This window comes from Halomonas cerina (genome assembly GCF_014192215.1).
Taxonomy (GTDB): domain Bacteria; phylum Pseudomonadota; class Gammaproteobacteria; order Pseudomonadales; family Halomonadaceae; genus Halomonas; species Halomonas cerina.
This window is the reverse complement of the sequence record NZ_JACHXP010000036.1, coordinates 1-8826: the sequence shown is the minus strand read 5'-3', so window position 1 is coordinate 8826 and position 8826 is coordinate 1. Positions and strand designations below refer to the sequence as shown.

At 66.2% G+C, this 8826-nt stretch carries 10 protein-coding genes; 7 read left to right on the top strand and 3 right to left on the bottom strand.

Annotated elements, in window-relative coordinates; translation table 11 throughout:
- A partial coding sequence (locus FHR94_RS19110) for a CoA-transferase (RefSeq protein WP_281376095.1) occupies positions 1 to 137 on the bottom strand: 137 nt, incomplete at its 3' end.
- Between the two features lie 134 nt (positions 138 to 271).
- Here FHR94_RS19110 and FHR94_RS19105 point away from each other — a divergent pair.
- The 6 genes from FHR94_RS19105 to FHR94_RS19080 all read left to right on the top strand — a co-directional run bounded on the left by FHR94_RS19105 (position 272) and on the right by FHR94_RS19080 (position 5400).
- On the top strand, positions 272 to 1180 hold the full coding sequence (locus FHR94_RS19105) for a LysR family transcriptional regulator (RefSeq protein ID WP_183328311.1): 909 nt from the start codon (positions 272 to 274) through the stop codon (positions 1178 to 1180).
- 71 nt (positions 1181 to 1251) lie between these two features.
- Entirely contained in the window at positions 1252 to 2121 is an 870-nt protein-coding gene (locus FHR94_RS19100; protein WP_183328309.1) for an acetyltransferase, read from the top strand.
- On the top strand, positions 2070 to 2975 hold the full coding sequence (locus FHR94_RS19095; protein ID WP_183328307.1) for a M23 family metallopeptidase: 906 nt from the start codon (positions 2070 to 2072) through the stop codon (positions 2973 to 2975). The genes FHR94_RS19100 and FHR94_RS19095 overlap by 52 nt, the downstream gene beginning before the upstream one ends.
- 119 nt (positions 2976 to 3094) lie before the next feature.
- Positions 3095 to 4252 (top strand): glycosyltransferase family 4 protein, encoded by a 1158-nt coding sequence (locus tag FHR94_RS19090; RefSeq protein WP_183328306.1) that lies wholly within the window; start codon positions 3095 to 3097, stop codon positions 4250 to 4252.
- The gene (locus FHR94_RS19085) at positions 4224 to 4766 is read left to right on the top strand and encodes a phosphatase PAP2 family protein (protein ID WP_183328304.1); all 543 of its coding nucleotides are present in this window, start codon (positions 4224 to 4226) and stop codon (positions 4764 to 4766) included. Before FHR94_RS19090 ends, FHR94_RS19085 begins: the two co-directional genes overlap by 29 nt.
- Before the next feature lie 25 nt (positions 4767 to 4791).
- The gene (locus tag FHR94_RS19080; protein WP_183328302.1) at positions 4792 to 5400 is read left to right on the top strand and encodes an alpha-ketoglutarate-dependent dioxygenase AlkB family protein; all 609 of its coding nucleotides are present in this window, start codon (positions 4792 to 4794) and stop codon (positions 5398 to 5400) included.
- 106 nt (positions 5401 to 5506) lie between these two features.
- Here FHR94_RS19080 and gcvT read toward each other — a convergent pair whose 3' ends face one another.
- Together gcvT and FHR94_RS19070 are read right to left on the bottom strand one after the other, a co-directional pair.
- Positions 5507 to 6616: a glycine cleavage system aminomethyltransferase GcvT gene (gene gcvT / locus FHR94_RS19075; protein WP_183328300.1), complete on the bottom strand. Its 1110-nt coding sequence runs from the start codon at positions 6614 to 6616 to the stop codon at positions 5507 to 5509.
- A gap of 74 nt (positions 6617 to 6690) precedes the next feature.
- Positions 6691 to 8097 (bottom strand): amino acid carrier protein, encoded by a 1407-nt coding sequence (locus FHR94_RS19070; RefSeq protein ID WP_183328298.1) that lies wholly within the window; start codon positions 8095 to 8097, stop codon positions 6691 to 6693.
- Between the two features lie 541 nt (positions 8098 to 8638).
- Here FHR94_RS19070 and FHR94_RS19065 point away from each other — a divergent pair.
- On the top strand, positions 8639 to 8826 hold a 188-nt coding region (locus FHR94_RS19065; RefSeq protein WP_425485405.1), incomplete at its 3' end, for a glycine cleavage system protein H.

The following is an 8826-nucleotide window of genomic DNA, read 5'->3' as shown; positions in this document are numbered from 1 at the left end:
CCACGACGCTTGATCTCGGCGATCAGGTTCTCGGGGATACCGCAGAGTCCGAAACCGCCGGCGATCACGGTCATGCCGCTCTCGATGCCGTCCATCGCCTCTTCATAGGAGTACACGCGCTTGTCGAATCCGGCCATAGGGCGCCTCGTGTTGTTGTGGAGTGGAAGTTGATGATGTCAGGGCAGTGTTGCGCTTGCCAATATATTTGTTAAGTTTGTTTTACTTATCAATTTATTTTCTTGGGTTATAATTTCCACCTTGGTAGTACGCCATGACCGTCAAGCAGCTCCGAGCCTTCCTGGCCGTCGCGCGCACCCTGAGCTTCACCCAGGCCTGCGAGCACCTGCATCTCTCCCAGCCGGCCCTGAGCCTGGCCATCAAGGGGCTCGAAGAAAGCCTGGGAGGGCGTCTGCTGACCCGCAGTACCCGCAGCGTGCGCCTCACGCCCGAGGGAGAGTCGCTGGTCCCTCTGGCCAAGCGCTTGCTGGCCGACTGGGACAACACCGAGGAGTTGCTGCGCCAGCGCTTCACCCTGCAGCTGGGACGCCTCTCGGTGGCCAGCATGCCTTCCTTCGCCGCGAATCTGCTGCCCACGGTCCTGATGGCCTTTCGGCACCGACATCCCCGGATCAATGTCACGGTGCACGATGTCGTCAACGAGCAGGTCATCGACATGGTCCGCGCCCGCCAGGTCGAATTGGGGGTGGCCTTCGAGCCCGAGGCCACCGGCAGCCTCTCCTTCACGCCCCTCTACACCGACCGCTTCGTCGCCGTGGTCCCGGCCGACTCCCGTCTGGCCGAGCACGGGGAACTGTCCTGGGCGACCCTGCTGACGCGGGACTTCATCGCCCTGCAGCGCCCATCCATGGTGCGACAGCTGATCGAGCAGCAGCTCGCCACCCGGCAAATCGAGCTATCGGCCACCTTCGAGAGCCACCAGCTAGGTACGGTGGGCCGGATGGTGGCCTGCGGTCTCGGGGTCAGCGCCGTCCCTGCGCTGTGTGTCCGCCAGATGCAGGAGCTGGGTGCGGTCTGCCTGCCGCTGGTGGAGCCCATCGTCGAGCGTGACGTGGGCGTGCTGGCCTGGAACCTGCAGGAACTCTCCGTGGCTGCCCTGGCCCTGCAGCGGGTGCTGACCGAGACGCTTCGCTCCCCGGGGGGGCAGGCAACCCCGCCTTAGCCCCGGATGCTGGGCAGCCAGCAGCCGATCCATTAGCATTGTCGCACCCCGCGTCACCCAAGGAGAGAGGCATGTCGACCGTCAGGGGCCTCGTCAGCGTCCTGCTGCTGAGCCTCACCACGCTATTCTGGGGGATCCCGCTGGTCCTGCTGACCCTGCTCAAGCTAGTCACCCCGGGGCGGCGCCTGCGCCGTCGGGTCCTCGATGGACTCCACGGCGTGGCCCTCGCCTGGATCGGCAGCAACCTCTGGTGGATACGGCGCTGGCTCGCGCCGGACCTCGAGACCCGGCTGCCTGACGGTCTCTCCCGGGACCAGTGGTGGCTGGTGCTGTCGAACCACCGCAGCTGGACGGATATCTTTCTGTTGTTCCTGGCCCTTCATCGGCGCCTGCCGATGCCTCACTTCTTCGTCAAGCGACAACTGATCTGGATTCCCGTGGTGGGCCTGGCCTTCTGGGCCATGGAATTCCCCATGCTGCGCCGGTTGACCCGCGAGCAACGCGCACGCCACCCCCAGCTGGCGCGCCGTGACCGAGAAGCCACCGAACGCATGTGCCGCCATGCCCAGGAAAGGCCCATCGCGATCTATAATTTCGTCGAAGGCACCCGCTTCACCCCGGCCAAGCATGCCGCCCAAGGCTCCCCCTACCGCCACTTGCTGCGTCCCCGGGCCGGCGGCACCGCCCAGGTGCTGAGCCTGCTCGGTGATCGGCTCGGCGGCATCCTCGACATCACCCTGTATTACGACAATCCCGCGCCCACCTTCTGGGGCTTTCTCTGCGGCCAGGAAGGCAGAGTCGTGCTGGACGCCCGCCGCCTGGCCGTGCCGGCCTGGATGCTCCATGGCCGCTACCATGACGACCCAGACTACAAGGAACGCTTCCAGACATGGCTCAATGCCCTGTGGCAGGAAAAGGACGCCTGGCTCGACTCGCCCTGACGCTGATGCTGCTGATACTGACCGGCTGTGCCGGCCAGCCCACCGGCAGCGACGATACCGCTCGGCGGCACACCGGCAACTGGATCACCATCCAGCGGGGCGACACCTTGGGCGAGATCGCCCGGGAGGCCGGGATTCCGCTGGTGCGCCTGGCGCGCTTCAATCCTGGTGTCGACGCCCGCCACCTGGCGGTCGGTCAGCAGTTGCTGGTCCCCAGCCGGCAGGAGCGAGCTCCCGCGGGAGGGCCGTATCGCTATCAGGTCCGGCCCAAGGACACCTACGCCGCCATCGCTCGCCACTTCGGCACCCGAGCCTCGCATATTCAGACCGCCAACCCGGGACTCTCGCCCACCGCCCTGCGGGTCGGACAGCTGATCCAGGTGCCGCTTTCCGGCCCTTCGCGCGCGGAGGGCTCCGTAGCACGGAGCAACCGGCCTGCCGCACATCGGGCAACGCCTCCTCCCCCCCGTGCCTCGGTGTCGGGCCGGGACTGGCCCTGGCCCCTGGAGGACTACCGGGTCGTCCGCCGCTTCGGCACCGACAGCCGCGGCACCCTCCAGCCCATGCTGCTGGCTACCCAGCGCGGCGCCCAGGCCCGGGCCGTCGCCGCCGGCGAGGTACGCTTCGCCGGCAGCATGCGCCAGCTGGGCCGGGTGGTAATCGTGCACCACCCCGACAACCTGCAGAGCGTCTATGCCCTCTGCGAGCGCCTGCTGGTGGACAGCGGCACCCAGGTCACCCGCGGCACCCCGCTCTGCGAGGTGGGGTTCCATGCAACGACCCAGCGGCATGATCTGCTCTTCGACCTGCGCCATGGCGGCAAGCCCATCGACCCCGGCAAGGTACTGCGCTGAGGCTGGCCGCGTCCCGATGTCACCGTCCCTTCATGCGGGTGTCGCCACGCTGTCATGACCGATGCGTATCGTGGTCCTCGAGCGGTCCCCTGAAGACCCGCGACGGGACGAGGAGTGTCATGCGCATCTGTCTGGTCAGCGAGACCTGGTCACCCGATATCAACGGCGTCGCCAATACCCTGGGCCAGCTCAGCCGGGAGCTGGCGCGACGCGGCCTGACGCTACAGCTCATCCGTCCCCGGCCACCCGGCGATCACCGCCGGACCCAGGGCATGGAAGCCGAGCTGCAGGTACGGGGTGTCGGCGTGCCGGGCTATCGCGAGGTCCGCCTGGGCCTGCCGGCAGGATACCGGATACGCCGGCTCTGGCAGACGTATCGGCCGGAGGTGGTCTATCTGGCCACCCAGGGCCCGCTGGGCTGGTCGGCACTGCGCTGCGCCGAGCGGCTGGGTATCCCGGTCGTCAGTGGCTGGCATACCAACTTCGACCACTACTGCCGCGACTATGGGGTGGCCTGGCTCGCTCCGCTGGTGACGCGTCGCCTGCGTCACTTCCACAACCGCTGCCAGGCCACCCTGGTCCCCACGCATCAACAGGCGTCGGCCTTGACCGCAGGTGGTTTCCAGCGCGTCGGCGTGATGGCGCGCGGCATCGACGGGGAGCACTTCGCGCCCGCTCACCGCGATGCGGCCCTGCGCCAGACCTGGGAGAGCGGCGAACATCACCCTGTGGCCCTCTATGTCGGTCGCCTGGCCCCCGAGAAGAACCTCGACCTGCTGCGTGATACCTTCACCGCCATGCACGCCACGCGACCCGACATGAGCCTGGTGGTGGTCGGCGACGGCCCGGGACGCGAGGACCTTCAGAATGCCCTGCCGGAGGCGCACTTCACCGGCTTCATCGATCGCGAGAGCCTGGCCCGTTACTATGCCAGTGCCGACCTGTTCCTCTTTCCCTCGGTCTCCGAGACCTGGGGTAACGTGGTGCTGGAGGCGATGGCCAGTGGCCTGGCGGTGGTGGCCTTCCGGCATGCCGCCGGGCGCGAGCTGATCGAAGACGACGTCAATGGCGTGAGCCTGGTGGTGGGCGATGACGCCGGCTTTTGCGAGGCCGCCGTCACGCTCTGCCAGCAACCGGCCCGTTACGGCCGCCTGGGGCGCGCCGCCCGCGCCACGGCACTCCATTACCGGTGGCCGTCGATTGCCGACGACTTCCTTTCTGCCCTGAGCCTGGCCCGGGAGGTCACCGATGCGCGTACGTCCCCCTGTCGTGTTTGACCACCTCGACCTGCTCGAGTGGCAGCTCTGCCGGCGCCTGGCAGGCCTCAGCGTGTACCGCCCCTGGCTGGCCCTACTGAAGTTGGCCAGCAAGCTGGGAGACTGGCCGTTGTGGGTCGGGCTGATCCTGGCCCAGCCACTGCTCCAGGCGGCCGGAAGTCCCCGGCGCATCATCCAGTATACGACCACGGCCCTGATCGCCATCGCCGTCTACCGACTGCTCAAGACCCGGTTATGCCGCGAGCGGCCTTTCATCACCTTCACCGGCAGCATCCCCTGCAGCGAACCCGCTCGGGATCGCTACAGCTTTCCCAGCGGCCACACCATGCATGCCGTGATGTTCTGCGTGCTCTCCGCCTCCCATGCGCCTTGGCTCGTGCCCTGGCTTGCGCCCTGGGCAGTGCTGATCGCCTTGTCTCGGGTCGGGTTGGGGCTTCACTACCTCAGTGATGTGATTGCCGGCGGCCTGATCGGGGCCGCCTTCGCCCTGACCAGCCTGCAGGTGGCCGGTTAGCCGGAAAGCTGGCACCCTTCGGGGCATGGCCCTGTTTGACCACCCCGACGGCGAGGCACTGCTGGCCTCACCGCCGCTGATCCGCTTTACCGACCTGCTCGGCGGCCGAGCTGCCGGGACGGCGCTGAACCGCCTTGACCAGGAGCTGCCCTGGCAGCAACCGCGCCTGTGCCTGTTCGGGCGTGAGCACCCGATTCCTCGCCGCCAGGTCTGGATGGGCGACACCGGCTACCGCTACTCCGGTCGTGATTTTACGCCCACGCCCTGGCACCCGACGGCACTGGCCATCCGCGACGCCGTCGTTCAGCGCCTCGGCCGGGCCGCTATCGAGGCGCGTTTCAACAGCGTGCTGCTCAATCGCTACGCGAACGGTCAGGAGCGCATGGGCTGGCACAGCGATGACGAGCCGGCGCTGGGCCCTGCACCGCTGATCGTGGGGGTGTCCCTGGGCGCCGACCGTCCGCTGCGCTTTCGCTGGAAGGACCGCCGAGCCCCGGCCTTCAATGTGGATCAGCCCCACGACAGCCTGCTGCTGATGGGACCCGGCGTGCAGACCCACCTGCAGCATGCGCTGCCGCCGCGCCGGCGCGGCGGCCTGCGCATTAGCCTGACCTTTCGTCTCATCTTTGCCTGAGGGGCTGGCCCGAGACAAGCGCTTCGACCAGGTCATTTCCCCATGTCAGACGATCGCTTTCAGGAGGCGATCTCTGAGATCAGGTAATTAAGATAACGGTATAACATCAACCGCGACGATAGCTCGGCGTCACGAAAGGCAGCTTCGTCACGGTCATGGGCAGACGCTTGCCACGTACCTCGGCATGCACCACGGTGCCAACCTCGGCCTGTTCGATGGCGACATAGCCCATGGCCACCGGCTGGCCGACACTGGGCCCGAAGCCACCGGAGGTCACGACACCGACCGGCTTGCCCTCGTCGTCGACCAGCTCGGCGCCTTCGCGCACCGGCGCACGGGACTCCCCGACGAGGCCGACCCGCTTGCGCCGATGGTCCCGCATCTCGATCTGATGGAGCACCACGTCGGCACCGGGGAAGCCGCCGGCTCGCTCACCGCCACGCCGGCGCGGCTTGCCGATGGCCCAGATCAACCCGGCCTCCACCGGGGTTGTGGTGATATCGATATCGTGACCGTAGAGACACAGGCCGGCCTCGAGGCGCAGGGAATCTCGGGCCCCCAGGCCGATGACCTCCACCTCGTCCTCGGCAAGTAACCGCCGCGCCAGGGCATCGGTCTGATCGGCCGGCACCGAGATTTCGAAACCATCCTCCCCGGTGTAGCCGCTGCGGCTGATCCATACTGGGATCCCATCGATCTCGAAGCGGCCATGCTGCATGAACACCAGTTGACATGCCGTGGGACACAGGCGTTCCATGACGGTCGCCGCCCTGGGGCCCTGCAGGGCCAGCAGGCCTCGATCGAGCACCTCGATCTCATGCTCAAGCAGGCCCCGCCGCAGGTGGGCGATGTCCTGCTCACGGCAGGCGGCATTGACCACCAAATAGAGGTGATCGCCCGCATTGACGATCATCAGGTCGTCGAGGATGCCTCCCTCTTCACTGGTGAACAGGCCATAGCGCTGTCGGCCCTCGGGCAACCCTACCAGGTCGGCCGGGACCAGGGTCTCCAGCGCCTCCAGGGAGGCGTTGCCGTGGATCAGGATCTGTCCCATGTGCGAGACATCGAAGAGCCCGCAGGCGTGGCGGGTATGCTCGTGCTCGCGCTTGACCCCCAGAGGGTATTGAACCGGCATGTCGTAGCCGGCGAAGGGGACCATCTTGGCCCCCAGTTCCACGTGCAGGGCATGCAGGGGGGTATGCTTGAGTTCACTCATGACTTCATCACTCATGGCTCGGGGCCAACGCAAGAGAGGTGCCCCTCGGGACACCTCTCCGGCGCGACTCACCCTCAGGATTTGTCGTGGTCCAACTCCTCGCCCGGCAGGATCTCCTTGCCGTCGAAGTAGTCACGGGCCAGTTTGAAGACCACCGGCGACAACAGCGCCAGGGCAATCAGGTTAGGGATGGCCATCATGGCATTGAAGGTATCGGCCATCAGCCAGATGAAGCCCAGCTGTGCCAGGGCGCCCACCGGAATGGCCAGCACGAACAACACCCGATAGAGCATGATCGAGCGGGTGCCGAACAGGAACTGGAAGCACTTCTCGCCGTAGAAGGACCAGCCCAGGATGGTGGTAAAGGCGAATACCGCCAGGGCCAGCGAGACGATCTGGTTGCCCATGCCCGGCAACGCCGCATCGAAGGACAGCGCGGTAAGGGAAGCGCCCTGCTCGCCGGTCTGCCACACCGCGGCGGTCAGGATGACCAGGGCGGTGATGGTGCAGACCAGGATGGTATCGATGAAGGTGCCGAGCATGGCGATCAGGCCCTGGCGCACCGGGTTCTTGGTCTGGGCCGCGGCATGGGCGATGGGGGCACTGCCCAGGCCCGCCTCGTTGGAGAAGATACCGCGGGCCACGCCGAAGCGGATTGCGGCCATCACCGCGGCGCCGGCGAAGCCGCCCATGGCCGCATGGGGATTGAAGGCATAGTAGAAGATCAGGCCGAAGGCCTCGCCGATCTGGCCGGCGTTGATGACCAGCACGACCAGCCCCGCCAGCACATAGGCGATGCCCATGACCGGGACCAGCTTGCCGGCCACCTTGGCGATGCGCTTGATCCCCCCGAGGATCACCGCCCCGGCCAGCACCATGATCACCACGCCGGTGATCCAGTGCGGCAGGCCGAAGGTGGAATCGAGCGCATCCGCCACCGAGTTGGACTGTACGGTGTTGCCGATGCCGAAGGCCGCCACCGCGCCGAAGAAGGCGAAGGCACCGCCCAGCCACAGCCACTTGCGGCCCAGCCCGTTCTTGATATAAAACATTGGCCCGCCAATGTGGTAGCCGTTACTGTCGGTCTCACGATAGCGCACCGCCAGCACGGCCTCGGCGAACTTGGTCGCCATGCCCACCAGGGCGGTGACCCACATCCAGAACACCGCGCCGGGCCCCCCGAGGGCGATAGCGGTGGCCACGCCGGCGATGTTGCCGGTGCCGATGGTGGCGGACAGCGCCGTCATCAGGGCGTTGAACGGCGAAATCTCCCCCTCTTCTTCCTTTGTCCTCTTCTCGCCCGGCGCCAGTTTGCGGTCACGCCCCTGCCACATCAGCTTGAAGCCAATGCCCAGCTTGCGGATCGGCATCAGCTTGAGGCCGATTTGCAGATAGATGCCCACCCCGAGCAATAGGATGAGCATCAAGGGGCCCCAGACGACCCCATTAATGGCGCCAAAGATGCTGTTCAACGTTTCCACGGAAGTCTCCCTTTCAGCGATTTGTTGTTATGCCCTGTCGAGGACCGGCCGGATCGGGACCGGGTCATCAAACCTCTGGCGCAAGCCGGATCGCGGCCCAGGCTCGACAGTGCCAAACCCGATTACGATAGCGGATGCTACCGAGCCCACACCAGCGATAGCCTGTGCGATTAACCAAGGCCAGGCCATTGGGTTTCATGCTTCATACACATATTTCTTATACGAAACACTTCGCACCATACGACCCACCTGATGGCTTGGCAAGGCCCCTTCCCAGCAGGCTGGGATCAGGAGCCCAACCGATGTTATCGGACCACGCCTCACGACGGTCCTCGCGCTGCCTGGCACCAGAAGTGAGCACCGGTGTGCCGGGACAAGGCTGTCTCCCGAGGTGCCACTGGACGCCAGCGACGAGTCGATCCACTCTTGACGAGGGCCTCATATCCGCAGGGCATTGGCCCGCGGCCCAAGGACTCGCCAAACGCCGTCCAGGGCGTTAGCATGCGCGAAACCAGAAACCTTTTTCGTATAGGAAAACACGATGAGTTCAATTCCTGCCAACCGGCGCTACGCGGAAAGTCACGAGTGGGTCCTCGACAACGGCGACGGCACCGTGACCGTCGGCATCTCCGATCATGCCCAGCAGGCGCTGGGCGACGTGGTCTTCGTCGAGCTGCCCGAGGTCGGCAGCCACCTCGACAAGGGCGACGAGTTCGGGGTGGTCGAGTC

Excerpts from the sequence above, each read along its gene's own strand:
- FHR94_RS19105 (WP_183328311.1), top strand. The coding sequence starts at position 272 with ATGACCGTCAAGCAGCTCCGAGCCTTCCTGGCCGTCGCGCGCACCCTG.
- FHR94_RS19095 (WP_183328307.1), top strand. The coding sequence starts at position 2,070 with ATGGCTCAATGCCCTGTGGCAGGAAAAGGACGCCTGGCTCGACTCGCC.
- FHR94_RS19085 (WP_183328304.1), top strand. The coding sequence starts at position 4,224 with ATGCGCGTACGTCCCCCTGTCGTGTTTGACCACCTCGACCTGCTCGAG.
- FHR94_RS19100 (WP_183328309.1), top strand. The coding sequence starts at position 1,252 with ATGTCGACCGTCAGGGGCCTCGTCAGCGTCCTGCTGCTGAGCCTCACC.
- FHR94_RS19080 (WP_183328302.1), top strand. The coding sequence starts at position 4,792 with ATGGCCCTGTTTGACCACCCCGACGGCGAGGCACTGCTGGCCTCACCG.
- gcvT (WP_183328300.1), bottom strand. The coding sequence starts at position 6,616 with ATGAGTGAACTCAAGCATACCCCCCTGCATGCCCTGCACGTGGAACTG.
- FHR94_RS19090 (WP_183328306.1), top strand. The coding sequence starts at position 3,095 with ATGCGCATCTGTCTGGTCAGCGAGACCTGGTCACCCGATATCAACGGC.